The 18,937-nt window shown below is 68.1% G+C and carries 20 protein-coding genes; 8 read left to right on the top strand and 12 right to left on the bottom strand.

Features of this window, described 5'->3' with window-relative positions; translation table 11 throughout:
* Nucleotides 1–18: 18 nt before the first annotated feature.
* From ACFWZ1_RS01575 to ACFWZ1_RS01565, 3 genes are read right to left on the bottom strand one after another with little or no spacing between them, the layout of a single operon-like run.
* Complete coding sequence (locus tag ACFWZ1_RS01575; RefSeq protein WP_231323027.1) at nt 19–210, bottom strand: helix-turn-helix transcriptional regulator; 192 nt, start codon at nt 208–210, stop codon at nt 19–21.
* Complete coding sequence (locus tag ACFWZ1_RS01570) at nt 207–608, bottom strand: hypothetical protein (RefSeq protein ID WP_439666856.1); 402 nt, start codon at nt 606–608, stop codon at nt 207–209. Before ACFWZ1_RS01570 ends, ACFWZ1_RS01575 begins: the two co-directional genes overlap by 4 nt.
* A 9-nt stretch (nt 609–617) precedes the next feature.
* Nucleotides 618–1,217, bottom strand: coding sequence for a hypothetical protein (locus tag ACFWZ1_RS01565; RefSeq protein ID WP_439665203.1), 600 nt, complete (start codon nt 1,215–1,217; stop codon nt 618–620).
* 443 nt (nt 1,218–1,660) lie between these two features.
* Here ACFWZ1_RS01565 and ACFWZ1_RS01560 point away from each other — a divergent pair, with 443 nt between their 5' ends.
* The 4 genes from ACFWZ1_RS01560 (at nt 1,661) to ACFWZ1_RS01545 (ending at nt 6,779) form a co-directional block, all read left to right on the top strand.
* Nucleotides 1,661–2,197 (top strand): fimbrial protein, encoded by a 537-nt coding sequence (locus ACFWZ1_RS01560; protein WP_439665202.1) that lies wholly within the window; start codon nt 1,661–1,663, stop codon nt 2,195–2,197.
* An 87-nt stretch (nt 2,198–2,284) separates the two neighbouring features.
* Nucleotides 2,285–3,028 carry a fimbrial biogenesis chaperone gene (locus ACFWZ1_RS01555; protein WP_439665201.1) on the top strand — a complete coding sequence of 248 codons (744 nt, stop codon included), beginning with the start codon at nt 2,285–2,287 and terminating at the stop codon, nt 3,026–3,028.
* On the top strand, nt 3,025–5,787 hold the full coding sequence (locus ACFWZ1_RS01550; protein WP_439665200.1) for a fimbria/pilus outer membrane usher protein: 2,763 nt from the start codon (nt 3,025–3,027) through the stop codon (nt 5,785–5,787). The genes ACFWZ1_RS01555 and ACFWZ1_RS01550 overlap by 4 nt, the downstream gene beginning before the upstream one ends.
* Before the next feature lie 32 nt (nt 5,788–5,819).
* Nucleotides 5,820–6,779 carry a fimbrial protein gene (locus tag ACFWZ1_RS01545; protein ID WP_439665199.1) on the top strand — a complete coding sequence of 320 codons (960 nt, stop codon included), beginning with the start codon at nt 5,820–5,822 and terminating at the stop codon, nt 6,777–6,779.
* A gap of 51 nt (nt 6,780–6,830) precedes the next feature.
* Here the strand turns inward: ACFWZ1_RS01545 and ACFWZ1_RS01540 are convergent, their stop codons facing one another.
* Together ACFWZ1_RS01540 and ACFWZ1_RS01535 are read right to left on the bottom strand one after the other, a co-directional pair.
* Nucleotides 6,831–7,163, bottom strand: a complete 333-nt coding sequence (locus ACFWZ1_RS01540) for a hypothetical protein (RefSeq protein WP_439665198.1) — start codon at nt 7,161–7,163, stop codon at nt 6,831–6,833.
* A 312-nt stretch (nt 7,164–7,475) separates the two neighbouring features.
* Nucleotides 7,476–8,222 carry a ferredoxin--NADP reductase gene (locus ACFWZ1_RS01535; protein ID WP_439665197.1) on the bottom strand — a complete coding sequence of 249 codons (747 nt, stop codon included), beginning with the start codon at nt 8,220–8,222 and terminating at the stop codon, nt 7,476–7,478.
* 90 nt (nt 8,223–8,312) lie between these two features.
* Between ACFWZ1_RS01535 and ACFWZ1_RS01530 the strand changes: the two genes are divergently transcribed.
* The 3 genes from ACFWZ1_RS01530 (at nt 8,313) to ACFWZ1_RS01520 (ending at nt 10,862) form a co-directional block, all read left to right on the top strand.
* On the top strand, nt 8,313–9,248 hold the full coding sequence (locus tag ACFWZ1_RS01530) for an ABC transporter ATP-binding protein (protein WP_231323012.1): 936 nt from the start codon (nt 8,313–8,315) through the stop codon (nt 9,246–9,248).
* 104 nt (nt 9,249–9,352) lie between these two features.
* Entirely contained in the window at nt 9,353–10,132 is a 780-nt protein-coding gene (locus ACFWZ1_RS01525) for an ABC transporter permease (RefSeq protein ID WP_231323010.1), read from the top strand.
* 10 nt (nt 10,133–10,142) lie between these two features.
* The gene (locus ACFWZ1_RS01520) at nt 10,143–10,862 is read left to right on the top strand and encodes a pseudouridine synthase (RefSeq protein ID WP_439665196.1); all 720 of its coding nucleotides are present in this window, start codon (nt 10,143–10,145) and stop codon (nt 10,860–10,862) included.
* A 36-nt stretch (nt 10,863–10,898) separates the two neighbouring features.
* Here the strand turns inward: ACFWZ1_RS01520 and ACFWZ1_RS01515 are convergent, their stop codons facing one another.
* Both ACFWZ1_RS01515 and ACFWZ1_RS01510 read right to left on the bottom strand, forming a co-directional pair.
* Nucleotides 10,899–11,537, bottom strand: a complete 639-nt coding sequence (locus ACFWZ1_RS01515; RefSeq protein ID WP_439665195.1) for a helix-turn-helix transcriptional regulator — start codon at nt 11,535–11,537, stop codon at nt 10,899–10,901.
* A 2-nt stretch (nt 11,538–11,539) separates the two neighbouring features.
* The gene (locus ACFWZ1_RS01510) at nt 11,540–12,202 is read right to left on the bottom strand and encodes a hypothetical protein (RefSeq protein ID WP_439665194.1); all 663 of its coding nucleotides are present in this window, start codon (nt 12,200–12,202) and stop codon (nt 11,540–11,542) included.
* Nucleotides 12,203–12,436: 234 nt separating this feature from the next.
* Between ACFWZ1_RS01510 and ACFWZ1_RS01505 the strand changes: the two genes are divergently transcribed.
* Nucleotides 12,437–13,807: a M20/M25/M40 family metallo-hydrolase gene (locus ACFWZ1_RS01505; RefSeq protein WP_439665193.1), complete on the top strand. Its 1,371-nt coding sequence runs from the start codon at nt 12,437–12,439 to the stop codon at nt 13,805–13,807.
* Between the two features lie 64 nt (nt 13,808–13,871).
* Here the strand turns inward: ACFWZ1_RS01505 and ACFWZ1_RS01500 are convergent, their stop codons facing one another.
* The 5 genes from ACFWZ1_RS01500 to ACFWZ1_RS01480 form a co-directional block, all read right to left on the bottom strand.
* Nucleotides 13,872–15,275: a mannose-1-phosphate guanylyltransferase/mannose-6-phosphate isomerase gene (locus ACFWZ1_RS01500; RefSeq protein ID WP_439665192.1), complete on the bottom strand. Its 1,404-nt coding sequence runs from the start codon at nt 15,273–15,275 to the stop codon at nt 13,872–13,874.
* Between the two features lie 141 nt (nt 15,276–15,416).
* Nucleotides 15,417–16,337 (bottom strand): NAD-dependent epimerase/dehydratase family protein, encoded by a 921-nt coding sequence (locus ACFWZ1_RS01495; RefSeq protein ID WP_439665191.1) that lies wholly within the window; start codon nt 16,335–16,337, stop codon nt 15,417–15,419.
* Between the two features lie 123 nt (nt 16,338–16,460).
* Complete coding sequence (locus ACFWZ1_RS01490) at nt 16,461–16,895, bottom strand: low molecular weight protein-tyrosine-phosphatase (RefSeq protein ID WP_439665190.1); 435 nt, start codon at nt 16,893–16,895, stop codon at nt 16,461–16,463.
* Between the two features lie 74 nt (nt 16,896–16,969).
* Entirely contained in the window at nt 16,970–17,740 is a 771-nt protein-coding gene (locus ACFWZ1_RS01485; protein ID WP_231322994.1) for a M48 family metallopeptidase, read from the bottom strand.
* A gap of 229 nt (nt 17,741–17,969) precedes the next feature.
* Nucleotides 17,970–18,887, bottom strand: coding sequence for a recombination-associated protein RdgC (locus ACFWZ1_RS01480; protein WP_231322992.1), 918 nt, complete (start codon nt 18,885–18,887; stop codon nt 17,970–17,972).
* Nucleotides 18,888–18,937: the final 50 nt, after the last annotated feature.

Here is an 18,937-nt window from a genome sequence, read left to right as displayed (position 1 = left end):
TCGTGACGCTTGTTCCGTTCAATCCGGCTCGAAGATGTTCTCGATCGGTCGCCCGAAGAGACGCGCGATCTTGAAGGCGAGCGGCAGGCTGGGGTCGTATTTGCCGGTCTCGATGGCATTGACGGTCTGGCGCGAAACGTCCAGCCGCTCGGCCAGGTCCGCCTGCGACCATCCCTGCCCGCCGCGCAGGTCGCGCACCTGGTTCTTCATCGGCGGCGCAGCCTTACCACCAGCACGAGCTTGGCCAACCCGAAGATCCAGAAGAAGCAAGGCAGCACCAGCAGGGCGACCAGTGCGGCCGGCACGCCTTGCAGCACGCCTGCGCTGAGCAACAGCCCGAAGCTCAGGAACCCGCACGAGGTCAGCACGGCTGCCGCGGCCAGCGCCTGCAGGTCGAGCTGCCGCTCCAGCTCGTCCTGTTCGCGGATGACCAGCGCCACGGCACGCATCGCCATCATCACCGGCAGCATGGGCAGCAACGCCAGCAGCGTGCGCAGGCCGACGCTTCCGGTACGCGGCACAAGCCAGCCGTACAGGCCGATCAGCGCACAGTAGCCGGCCATGGCGGGCACGAACCGCGCGAGGTATCGCCTGTGCACCAAGCGCATGGCCACGGCTCAATCCTCGCCGGGCCGACGACGCAGGCGGCGCCATAACAGGACCGCAAGCACGATCAGCACACCGGGAAGCAGGCCGACCAGCAGGCCCGCCTCGAAATCGTCCAGTCGCCCCCGCCACCAGGCCACGCCCAACACCATCAGCACCAATACGGCCAGCAACACGAGCCGCCAGCCCATCGAGCCCCCCTCGCAAGTGGCGCTGCCACCGTAATGGCGAACCAGCAGCCACCAGCGGGCGATGCCGTAACCGATCATCGTCACCGGGAACACCCAGATCAGGATGCTGCCGTCGAGCCGCAGCACGCCGGCTGCCGCCAGAAACCCCCCGACGAGGCTGAGCGCGCCGAGCAAGGCGGTCGAAGCGCCCAGCGCCACCAGGTGCACGCGCTGCTCGAACTCGTCGCTGGTGCCGATCCGCCGCGCCAACAGGCCGATCACGAAAAGCATCGGCAGCACCGGAACCACCGCCAGCATCACCTTCAGCGGCACGCTGGCGGCGGTACGGCTGAGCGGCCAGACCAGCAGCATGGCGGCCATGTACGCCACCATCGCGACCGACAGCTGGCTGCGGTAACGGCTCTCATTGAAACGCGGCATCTCCGGCTCCCCTGCCGACGGCGCGCCACCTCGGCGGCCTGTCAAGCAAACTTGACATGAAGCCTAGGCGGCGCCGTCTGGGATGTCAAGCACCCTTTACACGGTTCGCATATCGGCCTTGCCTTGCGTCACTTGAGTGCTCAAAATGTGATTGTGATCACAATGTGAAGCATGTGACGCAGAGGGGCAAATCCGGGACTGGGGAGTCCACCGGCAGCCGATAGCCGCACACGGCAAAAAACCGACACTCGTTCGCGACAGGCCTTTGCTGCCAACAACTTGGCGCCAGCGTGCGCCAGTTGGCACAGGATTTGCGAACTGCGTCACAGCCAGGCAGGCCAGCGCTTGCTGGTCGCGCCGCAGGGGCAACTGGGAAATTCTGCCGGGCCTGCACTGCACCGGAACACATTAGTCAGCCGCATCAATCATTTAGAGGAATCAGCATGTCCAAGCGTCTTCTCTCTACCGCGCTGGTCGCCGTTCTGGCCGCCGCCGGCTTCGCCTCGTCCGCCCAGGCCGCCACCGGCACCATCAACATCTCCGGCAAGGTGCTCGCGGACACCTGCACGATCGCCGTGAACGGCGGCAGCACCGTCACCCTGCCTTCGGTGATGAAGACGTCCTTCACCGCGGTGGGTTCCGTGGCCGGCGCCACCACCTTCGCCGTGGCGCTGACCGGCTGCGACACCAACGCCACCAGTGCGACCATGCAGTTCTCGGGCAGCGGCATCGACACCACCACGGGCAACCTCAAGAACACCGCCGCAGGCGGCTCGAACGTGCAGGTCCAGCTGCTCAACGCGGCGAGCTCGGACGCGGTCATCAATACCAACACCCAGGCCAACGCACCGGTCATCGCCATCAACAGCGCCACCGGCGCGGGCACGGCCTCGCTCAAGGCGCAGTACATCGCGACCAACGCAGCGACCACCGCGGGCCTGGTGACCTCCTCGGTCAGCTTCACGCTCACTTACCTGTAAGCGGAACTTCGCGCGCAGCAGCCGCCACCTGGCTGCTGCGCGCCCCGCCGGACGGCGCGGCACGTCGGTTTCGCACGGACTATCTCGATGAAAACCCCGCTTCGCGCGCTTGGCGCAGCCCTGATTGCGCTTTCCACAATCACCGGTGCGGCCGACGCCAGCGTCGTGATCGCCGGTACGCGCGTCGTATTCCCGGCCGCCAGCGGAGAGGTGACCGTCCGCCTCAGCAACGAAGGCGACCAGCCGGCCTTGATCGAGGCCTGGATCGACAACGGTGATCCCGCCTCCACGCCCGACACGGCCAACGTGCCTTTCCTGGTTACGCCTCCCCTGGTAAGGATGAACGCAGGCAAGGGGCAGAGCCTGCGCATCGTCTATACCGGCCAGCAACTGCCGGCCGATCGCGAGTCGCTGTTCTGGCTCAACGTGCTGGAAATCCCGCCCAAGCCGGGTTCCAAGACGGGCGAGGAACAGAACACGCTGCAGTTCGCCGTGCGCTCCCGGCTGAAGCTTTTCTTCCGGCCGGCCAACCTGCCTGGCGATCTGCCGACCGCGGCCCAGCAGGTCACCTGGACAGCTGTCCGCGACGGCAATGGGTATGCATTGACGGCCCATAATGCCTCGCCCTACCACATCACCTTCAGCAAGCTGTCGCTGAGCGTCGGCGGCACTGCCTATCCCGCCGCGGGCGGCATGGTCGGCCCGCAGGCGTCGCTGCGCTTGCCGGTCAAGGACCTCGCGCGGCAGCCGACGGCCGGAACCGTGGTGGACTACACCGTGATCAACGACTTCGGTGCGGCCACCTCCTACAAAGGCACCATCGGGCAGTGAAGCAAGCGCGCGCCAGCGCCGGGGCGACAGCGTCGCGCGGGCTGGCGGCGCGCCGCCATCTACTGCCCGCGCTGATCGGCATGCTCTTGTGCAGTTGGGGCGGGAAGGCCGTCGCGGCGGTCACCGCGGGCCCCGGTGCGGCCGACGCGGACGCCGTCGATGCGAGCTTCGACCGCAGCATGCTTTCGGGTGCCGGCCAGAACACCACTGATCTTTCGCGCTTCGAGCGCGGCGACTTCGTTCCCCCGGGCGACTATCGCGTCGACGTCTACCTCAACGACCGCCTGATCGGTCGCAGCGACGTGCGCTTCGCGGCGGCCTCGCCGGATGCCAGCGCGACCCCCTGCGTGACGCGTGAGCTGCTCGACATGCTGGGCCTGCATCCGGCGGACCTTTCGGCCCAGGCCACGGCCGACCTCGCCAGCGGAACCGCCTGCGTCGACTTCGGCGAGATCATTCCCGGCGCCAGCATGAGCCTGGACATGGCCGACCTGCGCCTGGACGCCACGGTGCCGCAGGCCTTTCTGGGCCAGATGGCGCGCGGCTATGTCGACCCGGCGTATTGGGACTCGGGCGTCACCGCGGGGCTGCTCAATTACAACTTCAACAGCTATCGCACCACCAGCCAGGGCCTGGCACAGACTTCCGCCTACCTCGGCTTGAATGCAGGGCTCAATCTCGGGCGGTGGCACCTGCGGCAGGATTCCGCGCTTACCTGGCAGTCCGCGGTCGGCGATGCACGCGCCAGGCGCCACTGGCAGAACACCGCCACCTACGCACAGCGCGATCTTCCGGCCATCCGGGCGCAGCTGACCGTGGGCGACTCGTGGACCAGCGGCGACGTATTCGACAGCCTCGGCGTGCGCGGCATCCAGGTCGCGACCGACGATCGCATGCTCCCGCAATCGCTGCGCGGCTATGCACCCACCGTGCGCGGCGTGGCCGACAGCAACGCCAGGGTGACCGTGCGCCAGAACGGCATGGTGATCTACGAAACCACGGTGTCGCCGGGCCCGTTCGTCATCAACGATCTCTATTCGACCGGATACGGCGGCGACCTGCAGGTCACGGTGGCCGAGGCGAATGGGCGCGTGCATGCCTTCTCGGTGCCCTACGCCTCGGTGCCGCAATTGCTCCGTCCGGGAGTGACCCGCTTCAGCGTGGTGGCGGGCGAGCTTCGCGACCGCTCGATCCAGGACGACGCGAACGTGTTGCAGGCCACGCTGCAGCACGGCTTCAGCAACCTGCTGACCGGCTACGCCGGCGTGGCGGGATCGCAGGGGTATGCCGCAGCCTTGCTGGGCGGCGCGTTGAATACCCACTACGGCGCGTTCGCCATGGACGTGACGGGCGCCCACACGCGCATCCCCGGCATGGACACCCTGTCGGGCCAGAGCGTGCGCCTGAGCTACAGCAAGATCATGGCGCAGACAGGCACGGCGCTGACCGTGGCCGCCTACCGTTACTCGACCGGCGGCTTCCTGGCCTTGGGCGACGCCGCGCGGGCGCGCGACTATGCGCGCCGCGGGCTGCCGGTCTTCGCATCGGGCGAGTCCCCGACCGCGACGAACGCCGGCGTGCCGCCCGGCGATCTGCTGACACCGGAACAGCAGGCGGCGCTGGTGGGCAGCGGTTTCATCGATGCGGCGGCAACCATTGGCGTGGATCGCCAACGCAGCAACTTCAGCGTCACGCTCAACCAGCAATTGGGAACGCGCGGCGGTTCGCTTTACGTCAATGGCTCGGTACGCGACTACTGGAACCGGCGGGGCACCGACACGCAATTCCAGCTGGGCTACAACAACGCGATCGGTCCGATGACGTACAACGTCTCGGCCAGTCGCGAGCGCGACCTGCTGGGCCGCAGCGAGAACCGCTATACGCTTTCCCTGACGCTCCCCCTGGGCGACAGTACGCATGCCCCGATCCTCACCGGCGCGTTGACCCGCGACAGCGGGGGCGGCATGCAGGAACAGGCCACCGTCAGCGGCACCGCCGGGCGCGACGACCAGTTCAGCTACGGCGCCACTGCCGCCCACGACAACACGGTTCTCTCCGGCAGCACGGGCAGCATCAATGGCGGCTACCACGGCACGCACGTACAGCTCAACGGCGGCATCGGCGTGGGCAGCGGCTATTCGCAGTCCTCGCTGAGCGTCGCCGGCGGCATCGTGGCCCATCCGGGCGGCGTCACCTTCGGCCAGCCGCTGGGCGATACCGTGGCGATCGTCGAGGCCTCCGGTGCCGAAGGGGCACGCGTCGGCAATGCCGCCGGCCTCCGGGTGGACCGGCATGGCTACGCGCTGGTGCCTTACCTCACGCCCTACGTGCTCAACACGGTAACCCTGGATCCGGCCGGCCTGTCGCTCGACGTCCAGCTGGACAACACCAGCGCCCAGGTCGCCCCGCGCGCCGGCGCCGTGGTGATGGTCAAGTTCAAGGCCGATACCGGGCGGTTCATGCTGATCAAGGCCCGCCTCGCGGATGGCCGTACCCTGCCCTTCGGTGCGCAGGTGGAAGACGAGAAGGGCCAGGTCATCGGCGTCGTCGGCCAGGCCGGCCGCGTCATGATGCGGGTCAGCCACGAAACCGGCCGCACCAGCGTGCGATGGCAGGATGCGGGCCACGAGAGCCGCTGCAGCTTCTCCTACCGCGTTCCTGTCACTCCGGCCGGCGCGGGCGCCTCGCCGTATGCCGAGCAGAGCGCCGTCTGCAGCATGCCGCCTGCCGTCGCGGCACCCGATTCCAAGAGCACCTGATCATCATGCGCAGCGCAAGACACGACCTTTCCATGGCAATGGCACGCGGCTACCGGCGCGGCGCACTGCTGCTGGTCGTCCTGTTGCTGGCGACCGTCCCCGGCCGGGCCTGGTCCAAGTGTTCGTTCGATGCTCGCAATTCGCAGGGCACCTATTCGGTCGCCGTGCCGTCGACCATCGTCAACGATCCGGCCATCCCGCAAGGCAGCGTGCTGTATACGTCCTCGCCCACGTCCATCAACCAGCGGGTGAATTTCACCTGCAACAACAGCGGCAACAACGGCTGGGGTCTGGTGAACGACGCCGGGACCACGCCCCCGACCACGGAGAACCTTTTCCCCATCGGCACCACGGGCGTCAGCTACCGGATCAGCCAGAGCGGGAACTACATCTACCCCTACCCGTTTTTCGATCTGGGCAACGGTTCCTGGTACGAAGCGGACGCGGTGACGCTCGAACTCGTCAAGACCGGCCCGATCGCCGACGGCAGCTCACTTCAGGGGCAACTGGCGAGCTTCAAGGCGGGTACCCCGGGCAACTACATTTTCGACGCCGTGATCACGCTCGCCAACCAGCTGACCTTCACGGCCCCCTCCTGTACCGCCAACGCCAGCGTGATCAACGTGACCCTGCCCACGGTGACCAACCAGGCGTTCAGCGGGGTCGGATCGGTCACCGGCGCCACGCCGTTCCAGATCGCACTGACCTGCTCCGGCGGCGCAACCGTGCGGATCACGCTGGACACCACCACGCCGGTGGCGGGCAAGCCGGGTGTCATCGCGCCCTCGAGCGGGAGCACCAGCGGCATCGGTGTGCAACTTCTGGATTCCTCCGGCGTGACGCCCGTGAGTTTCGGCGTTCCCACGGTCATCGGGGCAACCCCCAACGGCGCGCTCAACGTGAACTACGTCGCCCGCTACTACCAGACCGGGGCCACGGTCGGCGCGGGATCGCTCGGCGCCACGGCAACGTTCACCCTTTCGTACCAGTAGGTCCGCCGGCTTCGTTCCGGGACCGGGAAGGCGAGGCCTTCGACGGCTCGCTCAGTCGTAGGTGCGCACCACGACCTTGGCGGCGTCCCCACCGTCCGCGGACTTGGCATAGCTGGCGAAATAGCCGAGCAGCCGGTCGCGCGTCAGGTCGAGCGCGGCCAGATCGTGCACGTCGCTGGAATAGGTCGGGCCGGCATCCACCGTCGTCATGCGGCAAGCCAGGCGCTGCGAGGCGGGGGAGGCGGTTTCGTTGACCAGCCCGGCGGTGGGGCAGGTCGGCTCCAGCACGGCGCCGGAGAAATCGATCCGCCCGCCGCCTGCCCATGCGCCGGACGAGGCGAGCACCAGGATCGAGCCAATCAACCAACGATGCGAACCGCGCATGAGCCTTCCCTCGCGGCACGGACGGACGCGTGCCTGAAAGTGCTTTCGGCGGAAGAACGATGGCCTTGATGGCACGCGACGGACTTCCCTCCGAAAGCGCGAACGCCGTCACATTTTTGACGGGCCCGGGTTCAGGGGAAGGTTTAGCGGACCGGTGGTGAGCAGGGCGCCTGCGCTGGCGGGTTACTTATCGACGCCAGGTCAACAAACTTGAAGGAGACCTGGGACGGCCGGCACCGGCGGCCCGCCTGTGCTTCAGGTCCGCCGGCCGGGCGCAGGCCGAGGTGCCGGCGGGCTCGAGCCCTTCCTCGGTCAGCGCGACGAGATGTACTTCTCGCGGCGGATCTGCGCGACGGGCAGGCCGTATTCCTTCAACGCGGTGAAGGCGGCATCGACCATGTTGGGGTTGCCGCACAGGTAGGCGATGTCGCGGTCCGCGTGCGGCGCCAGTTCGGCCAGGACGCTCTGCACGTGGCCGCTGCGGTCGTGCGGGCGCGGCACGGCGCGGGGCTGGCGGCTCAGGCAGCCGTGGAAGGTGAAACCGGGGTTTTCCTTGGCGAAGGCCTCGAATTCCTCGCCGTAGAGCAGTTCTTCCTCGTTGCGGGCGCCGTAGAGCAGCACCACCTCGCGGTCGCCCCTGGCGAGCAACTGGCGGATCTGCGGCAGCATGGCGCGGTAGGGCGTGACGCCGGTGCCGGTGGCCAGCAGCAGGTAGCGCGGGTGGGCGTCGCCCGGGTGCAGGCAGAAGCGGCCGTAGGGGCCGCTGGCCTCGATGGTCTCGCCCGGCTGCAGATTGCCCAGCAGCCGGGTGGCGGCGCCACCCTCGACGTAGCTCACCGCGATCTCGATGCGCATGGTCGGCGAACTGCCGTCGCCCACGGTCGCCACCGAATAGCTGCGCTTGGTCGCCGTGCCGTCCTCGTAGTGGAAGTGCACCTGCAGGAACTGCCCGGGCTGGAAGGCCAGCGGCTGTCCGTCGGCGCGCTCGAACACCAGGTGGCGCACGCTGGGCGCGAGCATGAAGCTGTCGACGAGACGGAGGGTGAAGTGGTCGGCCATGGGATTCCGGAGCGGTAGGCACGCCCGGCGTGAGCGGGGTGCAGGTAAACGACCCCGTATAATAAAGGGCTGGCCCCCACGGTGCAGCCCATGTCCCCTGTTCCCGCACTCGTCGTCGACAACCTGCGCAAGACCTACGGCAACGGCGTCGAAGCCCTCAAGGGCGTCTCGCTGACCGTACAGCAGGGCGATTTCTTCGCGTTGCTCGGTCCCAACGGCGCCGGCAAGTCGACGCTGATCGGCATCCTTTCCTCGCTGGTCAACTCCACCGGCGGCGATGCGCGCATCTTCGGCGTATCGGTCAACCAGCAGCGCAACGAGGCGATGAAGCTGATCGGCCTGGTGCCGCAGGAGATCAACTTCAACCAGTTCGAGAAGCCGTTCGACATCTGCGTGAACGAGGCCGGCTTCTACGGCATCCCGCGCAAGATCGCGGCGCAGCGCGCGGAGAAGTACCTCAAGGAATTGCGCCTGTGGGACAAGGCGCAGCACCAGGCGCGCATGCTCTCCGGCGGCATGAAGCGGCGCCTGATGATCGCCCGCGCGATGATGAACGAACCGCGCCTCCTGATCCTGGACGAGCCGACCGCCGGCGTGGACATCGAGATCCGCCGCTCCATGTGGCAGTTCGTCAGCGGCATCAACGCGGCGGGCACCACGGTGATCCTCACCACGCACTACCTGGAGGAAGCCGAACAGCTGTGCCGCAACATCGCGATCATCGACCACGGCACGATCGTGGAGAACACCACGATGAAGCGTCTTCTGGCGACGCTGGACGTGGAGACGTTCGTACTCGACGTGGTCGCCGCACCGGCCGAACTGCCGGCCATGCCGGGAGTGGTTTTGCGCCACGTGGACGATTACACGCTCGAAGTGGAGATGGCGCGCGAGCACGACCTCAACTCGGTGTTCGCGGCGCTGTCCGGACATGGCATCACGGTCAAGTCGATGCGCAACAAGACCAATCGCCTTGAGGAGTTGTTCGTCAGGCTGGTCGAGGGCGGGCGGGACAAGGCCGCGTGAGTCATCCGCACGACCGAGCGCACGCAGATCCCCGCATGACCCCGCCGACCACGATTCCTCCCGCATCCACGCCTGCCATCGCTGGCGAAGCCAAAGGCCCAAGCATGAGCAATACCGCCACCAACCTCGTCGCCCTGCACACCATCGTGCGCCGCGAGATCGTGCGCATCATGCGCATCTGGACGCAGACGCTGATCCCGCCGGCGATCACGATGACGTTGTATTTCGTCATATTCGGCAAGCTGATCGGCAGCCGCATCGGCACCATCCAGGGCGGCTTCAGCTACATGCAGTACATCGTGCCCGGGCTGGTGATGATGAGCATCATCACCAACAGCTACGGCAACATCTCCAGTTCGTTCTTCGGCGCCAAGTTCAGCCGCGCGGTGGAGGAGATGCTGGTCTCGCCGATGCCCAACTGGGTGATCCTGCTCGGCTACGTCACCGGCGCGGTGACGCGCGGGCTGGTGGTCGGCGTGCTGGTGTTGCTGATCGCGCTGTTTTTCACCTCGCTGCATGTGGCGCACCCGCTGATCACGTTCTTCTCGGTGTTGCTGGGCGCGACGATCTTCTCGCTGGCGGGCTTCGTCAACGCGGTCTACGCCAAGAAGTTCGACGACATCGCGCTGGTACCGACCTTCGTGCTCACGCCGCTCACCTATCTCGGCGGCGTGTTCTATTCGGTCAACATGCTGGGCGAGCCGTGGCAGGCGATCTCGCGCGCCAACCCGATCCTGTACATGGTCAACGCGTTCCGTTTCGGCGTGCTGGGAATCAGCGACGTGAACATCGGCGTGGCGTTCGTGGTCATGCTGGGCTTCGTGGCGGCGCTGTCGATCGTGGCACTGCAGTTGCTCAAGCGCGGCGTCGGCCTGCGTTCCTGACCCGGCCGCGATGCGCGTCAACAAATACATCAGCGAGGCCGGCCTGTGCTCGCGACGCGAGGCGGACGAGTGGCTCGTCGCCGGGCGCGTCACCATCAACGGCGAGGTGGTCGGCACCGGCGCCAAGGCACTGGAAGGCGACGAAGTGCGGGTGGACGGCGAGCTGGTGCGCCTGCGCGTGCTCGCCGCCACGCCGGCGGCGAAGAAGGCCATCTACATCGCGCTGAACAAGCCCGTCGGCATCACCTGCACCACCGACCGGGGCGTGGCCGGCAACATCGTCGATTTCGTCGACCATCCGCAGCGGGTGTTTCCGATCGGGCGTCTGGACAAGGATTCCGAGGGATTGATCCTGCTCACCAGCAACGGCGACATCGTCAACGAAATCCTGCGCGCGGAGAACCGCCACGAGAAGGAGTACCTGGTCGGGGTCAACAAGCCGGTGACCGATGCCTTCCTCGCCGGCATGGCGCGCGGCGTGCGCATCCACGGACAGATGACGCTGCCGTGCAAGGTACGCAAGATCGCCCGGTTCGGTTTCGGCATCGTGCTCACGCAGGGGCTGAACCGGCAGATCCGGCTGATGGCGGCGGCCTTCGATTACCGCGTGACCCAGCTTCGCCGCGTGCGCATCGACAACGTGCGCCTCGGGCACCTGCGGCCCGGCCAGTGGCGCAACCTTACCGACGCGGAGTTGACCGGCCTGTTGCCTGGCCGCACGCAGTGGTGAGGGGCGCCGACAGCTCCTCGTAACCGCTGCACGGCCTCAGCGCTTCACGTCGCCGACGCGGAAACGGCAGACGTGGCCGCCGCGGATGATGCATTCCATGTGGTGGATGCGCCGGCCGCTGGCCGCTTCCATGTAGGCGAGGTCGAACTTGCAGACCTGCGGCACGCTGCGGGCCAAGGCATGGAACACGCAATTGAAGGCTTCCACGTGCTGCTCCTGGCCATGCTTCGCAACCACCGCCTCGTAACCGAGCGCATCGAGCTGGCTGGCCAGCCGCTGCGCGACTTCATCGTGGCTGGCTTCGGGAGGTAGCGGTACCTCGTGGCTGCCCAGCGTACGGCCGAGGTCCTGCAGCATCTCCTCCAGCGCGGCCGGCCCGTAGCGCTCGCGCAGCTTGCCCAGCAGCGCCGTGCTGAGCAGGCCGTAGTTGCGCGGGAACAGCCCGCGCCCGTTTTCGGTAAGGCGGAAGCGCGCCTGCGGCCGGCCGCCGGTGGCCCGCGCCTGCCCGCGTTCGACGTAGTCGCGCGCGAGCATGGCGCTCAGGTGCTGGCGTACCGCGTTGTGGCTGATGCGCAGGCGCTCGCAGAGCTCTTCCACCGAACAGCCCTCCGGCGCCATCAACAACTGGCGCAGCAGGCGCTGCTGGGTGGCACCGAGCCGTGCGAGCGCGCCCATGCTCAGGCGGCCTTGGCCGGGAACTGCTTGGCGATCGCACCGGCCAGCGCGTCGGAGATCACGTCCATGTGCGCCTGGATGGCCTGCCAGGTGGACTGCTCGCCCTTCATGTCGCCGGCCATGATCTGCTGGATCTGCGTGGCGTGGTGCGCGACGTGCGTGGCCATCAGGCCCTGCACGGCGTTCGCCGGCAGGTTCGGGTTGGCGCCGGAGAGGAACTGGGCGATCGCCGTGACGTTCGACTGCAGGTCGGCCATGGCCTTGCGCTCGGCGGTGGCGTCATTGGCGGCGCGCGCATCGGTCAGCGCCTTGACGCCGCCCCAGTGACCGGCGAGCAGCTCGAGCATGCGCGCCCCGGCCGGCTTGCCATAGAAGCCGCCGACCGCATCGGCGATCTGCTTGGCATTGGCCACCACCGCGTCAGCCGCGGCCTTGGCCTTGGCGCTGTCATGGGCGTGCACGGCCAGCGCGTAGTCGCGGGTGTGCACGGCATGGCCGTGCCAGAGCGAGCGCATCGCGGCGTCGAGCTTGGGCGCGGCGGGCACGGCGGACGCCGGGCTTTGGGTCTGCATGGCCATCGCGGGGGTCGCCTCGGCCATCGTGGGGGTCGCCGCGGCAAAGACGGCAGCAAGGATGGCGGCGGACAGGCAGGTGGAAGTTTTCATGACGGGCTCCAGAAGGATCGTCGCGGTTGCGACGGTGGAAGTCTGGATGGGCCAGGTTTACGCGCAATAGACGTATGTGTAAAGCCTCTTGTATATCGCCTTGCCGAGCATGGAAGGGAGCCCGCTTGCAGGCGATTCCCCTGGCGGACGGTGCACAAGAGCATCGCCCACACGTGGGGTCCTACAGGTGTGTCGTGGCTTGTAAGGTAGGCGCTTTCCCAGTGGACGCATGCCATGTTTCCCCGCCACCACCTGCTGCTCGCCGCGCTGCTCTCCTTCGCCACCGCCGCGCTTGCCAGCCCGCCGGCGCAGCCGGTCGAGCATTCCGAGCTGCGCGCGCTGGCCAGCGCTCCCAGCGAACAGGAACTGCGCGCCACGATCACCGCGCTGGTCGGCTTCGGCACCCGCCACACGCTGTCGGACACCCGTTCGGACAGCCGCGGCATCGGCGCCGCGCGGCGCTGGGTCCAGGCGCGCTTCGAACGCATCAGCCATGACTGTGGCGGCTGCCTTGAGATCATCACGCCCTCGCAGACGTTCACCGGCGAACGCGCGCCCAAGCCCGTAGAGATCATGAACGTGGTCGCCATCAAGCGTGGCAGCACCGACCCGGACCGCGTCATCGTGATCACCGGGCACCTGGACTCCCGCGTCACCGACGTCATGGACACCACCCACGATGCTCCCGGTGCCAACGACGACGCCTCCGGCGTCGCCGCACTGATCGAGGCCGCGCGGCTGCTCTCGAAACAGGACAACCGCGCCACCCTGGTATTCGCCGCGCTCTCCGGCGAGGAGCAGGGCCTGTACGGCGGCAAGGTGCTGGCCGACTACGCGGTGGCGCACGGCTGGCGCGTGGAGGCCCAGCTCAACAACGACATCGTCGGCAACAGCCGCGGCCAGAACGGCGTGCGCGACAACACCGTGGTGCGCGTGTTTTCCGAAGGCACCAGGAGCAACGAGACGCTGGAGCAGGCCGCCTATCGCCGCTACCACGGCGGCGAGGTCGATTCGCCCTCGCGCAACGTGGCCCGCTTGATGGACCGCCTGGCCGACACCTACCTGCCCGACTTCCACGTGCGCATGGTCTACCGCACCGACCGCTACGGCCGCGGCGGGGACCAGGTGCCGTTCCTGCAGGCGGGCTTTCCGGCGGTGCGCGTGACCGAAGCGCACGAGGACTACACCCGCCAGCACCAGGACCTGCGTCCCGGCTACGGCGACACCATCGACGGCATCGACTTCCGTTACCTCGCGCGCGTCACCGCGCTCGACGCGATCACGATGGCGAGCCTGGGCCGCGCGCCCGCGCCGCCTGCCGGCGTGGACACCAAGGGTGCGCTGGCTACCGACACCACGGTGAGCTGGCGCAAAGTGCCCGGCGCGGCGGGCTACCGCGTGCACTGGCGCGACACCACCGCACCGCGGTGGCAGCACGCGCGCGCGGTCGGCGACGTGGACCACGCGGTGCTCAGGGACGTGGTGATCGACGACTGGTTCTTCGGCGTGTCGTCGGTGTCCGCCGACGGATACGAAAGCCCGGTGGTCTTTCCGGGCGACGCGGGAAGCTTCGAACGCTCACCGCCGGAGGCTGAGCGGCGCTGACTCGGATGTTGTCGCCCGGTGGCCCCACCGGCCGTTCCACCGGTAGAAAGACACGGGCCCGCGTTCAACCCCGACCGTACGCGTCCTCGAAGCGCACGATGTCGTCTTCGCCCAGGTAGCTGCCGGACTGCACTTCGATCAGCTCGAGCGGCAGGCGGCCCGGGTTCTCCAGCCGGTGCCTCACGCCCAGCGGGATGTAGGTGCTCTGGTTTTCGGTCAGCGTGAGCACCTCGTCTCCGCGGGTGATGCGGCCGGTGCCACTGACCACCACCCAATGCTCGGCACGGTGGTGGTGCATCTGCAGGCTCAGGGAAGCGCCCGGATTGACCGTGATGCGCTTGACCTGGAACCGCTCGCCCACGTCGATCGAGTCGTAGCTGCCCCACGGGCGATAGACCTTGCGGTGGCTGGCCGGCTCGCCGCGCCCTTGCGCCTTGAGCCGCGCGACGATGCCCTTGACGTCCTGCACCCGGTCCTTGTGTGCGACCAGCACGGCGTCGGCGGTGTCGACCACCACCACGTCCTCCAGCCCCAGCAAGGCGACCAGGCGGCCCTCGCCCCAGGCCAGCGTGTTGCGGCAATCCTGCGCGACCACGTCGCCGTGGTGCGCGTTGCCGTCGCCATCCTGCTCGGCCACTTCCCACAACGCCGACCAGCTGCCCAAGTCGTTCCAGCCCACGTCGATCGGCAGCACGGCGGCGGCATCGGTGTGCTCCATGACGGCGTAGTCGATCGAGTCGGACGGGCACGCGGCGAAGGCGGCCTTGTCCAGCCGCACGAAATCGGCATCGCGCGAGGCGCCCTCGATCGCGGCACGGCAGGCCGCCAGGATGGCCGGCTGCTGGCGCTCGAGCTCGGCCAGGAACACCGAGGCGCGGAAAAGGAACATTCCGCTGTTCCACACGTACTCGCCCGAGGCGACGTATTGCTGCGCCGTGGCCGCGTCCGGCTTTTCCACGAACTGCGCCACCTGGCGCACGCCCCCGCCCACCTCGGCGCCGGCACGGATGTAGCCATAGCCGGTCTCCGGAGCGTCCGGCACGATGCCGAAGGTGACCAGCCGCCCCTGCGCCGCGGCTGGTTCGGCCTGGCGCACGGCGGCCTGGAACGCCACCGCGTCCTTGATCACGTGATCGGAGGGCAGCACCAGCAACAGCGGATCGGCGCCCTCGGCGGTCGCCTGCAGCGCGGCCACGGCGATCGCCGGCGCGGTGTTGCGCCCGACCGGTTCGAGCAGGATCGCCGACGGCACGCAGCCGACCTGGCGCAACTGCTCGGCCACCATGAAGCGGTGCTCCTCGTTGGCCACCACCATGGGTGCGGCCGAAGCCAGCGGCGCGATGCGCAGCCAAGTCGCCTGCAACATGGTGTCCGGACCCGCCAGCGGCAGGAACTGCTTTGGATACGCCTCGCGCGACAACGGCCACAGGCGCGTACCCGAGCCACCCGAAAGAATCACCGGAACCATCCACTTCTCCATCCGGCCTGCCGCACCTGGCCGCAGGCATGCCAACGAGCGAGACAGGCTCCGCTCCCGATCCGACCGGGAGCGGCCACCGCGCGAAAGACACATGATGCCTTGCGGAAGCGCAGCTTGCGCGCGTCTGCTCTACGCGACCAGCGCGCCCGCGCCCTGCAGAAGCCACGCGCACATCTGCTCGACCCCGTCGCGCAGCGGCATGCAGGGCGACCAGCCCATGCCGTTGAGCCGCAAGCCCTCGGGCATCGCGCGCGTGGGCTCCGGTGCGCGCGTCCGATGGACCAGCCGCCCCCGGTAGCCGATGGCATCGGCCGCCATGCGAGCCACGTCCGCAAAGGCAACTTCCTCCCCGCCATCGACGTTGACCGGGACGTCGCTGCTGTAACGGCGCATCAGGAACAAGGCCGCATCGGCGAAATCGTCCACCTGTAGCCAGGGCCGCGCCGCCACGCCATCGATCGCCAGTTGCGGAAGGCCGTCCGCGTGCGCTTCATGCAGACGGCGGACCAGGGTCGGCAACACGCCCGCCTGTGCGCCGGGACTGTCGCCCGGCCCGTAGAGCTCGGCCGGGACGACGCCGATCGCATCGAAGCGATACTGCCGCCGGTAGGCCTGGCACATGCGGATGCCGGCGATCTGCGCGAGCGCCTCGCCGTCTTCGCCCGGCTGGAATGCCGCGGACAGCAGCGCCCCTTCGCGCAACGGAGGCAGCGCGCCTGCCGGATGGATGCTCGACGAAGCCAGGAAGCACAGCTTGCGTACGTCCGCCCGCCACGCGGCATGGATCACGTTGGCCTGCACCGCAAGGCTTTCGCGGACCGCCTCGTCCGAGCGCCCACCCGCGACGCCTTCGCGCGCTGCGGTGAGGAACACGTACTCGGGCCGGTGCCGAAGGAAAAATGCATCCACCGATGCGGGCCGGACGAGGTTCACCTCGTCCGGTCCCAGAAAGCGGATGTTGTCGTAACCGGCCGCCCACAGGCGACGCACTACCGCACCGCCGACCCAGCCGCACCGCCCGGTGACGAGAATGCGCGCATCCAGGTTCATGGCCCTACCCCGTTGATTCACGCCTGCGTATCTGGCCCTGAACTCCCCCGAGCAGCGGCCTAGCCCTATTCTGCACGCACCAGGCCGACAAGACAGCAGAATTGTGCAGTGTGCCTCAAAACATCAAAGATGCTTCTGCCAGGCATCGACGCCTTCTTCGATGAGCCGGTAGGCGTGTTCGAAGGCATCGCGCGGCTTGCGGTAGGGATCGGGGATATCGCGATCCCCCTGCCATTTTCCAAGCAGGAAAGTGCGCCCCACCGCGTGTGGCGAGTACCTGGCGAGGCTGTCCAAATGGGCGCGCTGCATCACCAGGATCAGGTCGGCGGCGACGATCGCCGCCTTGTCCAGCTGGCGCGCGCGATGAGGCGACGCATCGATGCCGCGCTCGGCAAGGAGGGCACCGGCCAGCGGGTCGATCGGCTTCCCCTCGAGCGCGGCCAGTCCGGCTGAATCGACGGTCGTAGCCCGCCCGCGCAGCCGTTCGCGCAGCAGGTATTCCGCCGTGGGACTGCGGCAGATGTTGCCGATGCAGACGACCAAAACCTTGTCGAACACGACCTTCCATCCGAACGGTGACGAAAGAAAAGCGTTGCGCGTGTCCCGGCCTCGCGGCTAACCGCGACGATGGGCTAATCGGCGACGTCGGCGACGAGGCGGTCCAGTTCCGCCTTCAGCGTGGCGCCGTTGACGCGCAGCCAGTCGCGCTGTTCGCGCCAGTTCGGGAACAGCGTGGCGACCAGCGCCCAGAAGCGCGGTGCGTGGCTGCGCACCTTGAGGTGGCACAACTCGTGCGCCAGCACGTAGCGCAGCGCGGCGGGCGGGGCCAGCGCGAGGGCGAGGTCCAGGTTGATGCGGTCGCGGGTGTCCAGGCTGCCCCACAGGCTCTTCATCGGGCGGATGCGCAGCGAGGTGGGCGCCAGGCCCAGTTGCGGAACGTAGGCGGCCATCCAGCGCGAGACGTCGCGGCGCATCTGCGCCTCGAAGTGCGAGGCGAGCAGGCCGCGCGCTACCGGCAGCGCGCGGGTATGCGGACGCGGGATCACCAGCGTCAGGCCGCCGTCGAACGACTCCACCCGCGGGTACGGGCCTTCGGCCCAATCCAGCAGGGCGATCTCGCCGCGCAGGGGAAATTCGGTCGCATGCCCCACGCGCAGCGGCGGCAGCGGCTTGACGATGAGGTTGAGCTCGTCGAGCTTGCGTTCCAGCCAATCGGCATGACTGCGCAGGAACGCGCTGACCTGGGAGGGATGGGTGCCATTGGGGTAGGACACCCGTGCGCCCTTGGGCGTGACCGTCAGGCGCAGGCGCCGGGCGCGCGGATGCGCGGCCTTGAGCACGCGGATCGTGCTGCCGCTCGCCGTTGCCAGTTCCAGCCAATCGCCTTGAAGTTCTGCTGCCATGGTCCGAGCCCGTCGGTAGAGCATAACCTTGCAACGGGGGCTGTGAGGAAAGGGTTGGATGGCGCCATGTGGCGGTTTCGGGCGGCCGTTCACGTGGCGTTGACGATTCGCGCCCTTCCCCGGTTCGAGCCTTCCCCCGCGAACGCGGCGGAGGTGGCGACAGGCGATTGGGGGCGCTCCTGGGCCGGATCTGCAGTGTGCAGCCGTCGCGAAGCCCGGTGGTGCGGGGTCAGGCGTCCTTGGGACGCGGCAGGCCGAACCACTCCTCGAGCTTGCCCAGCAGGCGCTCCACTTCCAGCGTGAACAGGGCGAAGCGGGCGTCCAGTTCGGCGGCGGCGTCCGCGGCGCTGTCGGCGAGCTCGTCCGTGACCACGTCGAGCAGCTTGAGCTTGCGCAGGATCAGGTCCTCGCCGAGCACGAAGCTGATGCGGTCGTCGAACACCAGGCCGAGCTGGAACACCTGCTTGCCGTTGCGCAGGTGTTCCTTGATCTCCTCGCTCTCCAGGTCCTGCCGGCGGCAACGGGCGATGGCGCCGGTGTTGCTGCCCGGGTCGCGCAGTTCGACCTCGTCGCCGAGCGCGAGGCCCGCCGGCAGCGTGCCGTTGGCGAGCCAGTCGGTCATCAGCACGCGCGGACCTTCTTCCGGCGCCAGCGGCACGGCCGGGAAGCTGCCCAGGGCTTCGCGCATCTGGGTCAGCGCGTTCTCGGCCGACTTGCGGCTGGAGGTATCCAGCACCAGCCAGCCGTGCTGGCGGTCGACGTAGGCGGACATGCGCGAGTTGCGCACGAAGGCGCGCGGCAGCAGTTCGGTGAGCAGGTCTTCCTTCATGCGCTTGCGTTCGCGGCCGCCGACCTTGCGGCCTTCTTCCTCGGCGATCTTCTGCACGCGCCGATGCAGTTCATCGTTGACCACGGCGGCCGGCAGCAGCTTGTCCTCGCCGCCGACGGACACCCAGGTGCAATGCTTGACCGCATGGGTGAGCGCGGCCTCCTCGCCTCGGCCGATCGGCGGCACGAAGCCCTTGGTGAACATCTCCAGCGGACCGCATGGGCGCAGGCGGTGCTCGCCGAGTGCTTCATCCAGGCGGGAGAGGTCTTCGGCGACGGCGGGGGAAAAGCGGAACAGCGTGAGGTTGCGGAAGAACATGGGAAATCCGGTTGGGAAACGTTCGCCCCGGGGGCCGAGGCGGCCCTTCG

The sequence above is a fragment of the Frateuria sp. GZRe14 genome, assembly GCF_051900395.1.
In the GTDB taxonomy this organism is placed as follows: domain Bacteria; phylum Pseudomonadota; class Gammaproteobacteria; order Xanthomonadales; family Rhodanobacteraceae; genus Frateuria_A; species Frateuria_A edaphi.
The sequence above is the reverse complement of the archived record's forward strand: the minus strand, read 5'-3'. Positions and strand labels throughout refer to the sequence as shown.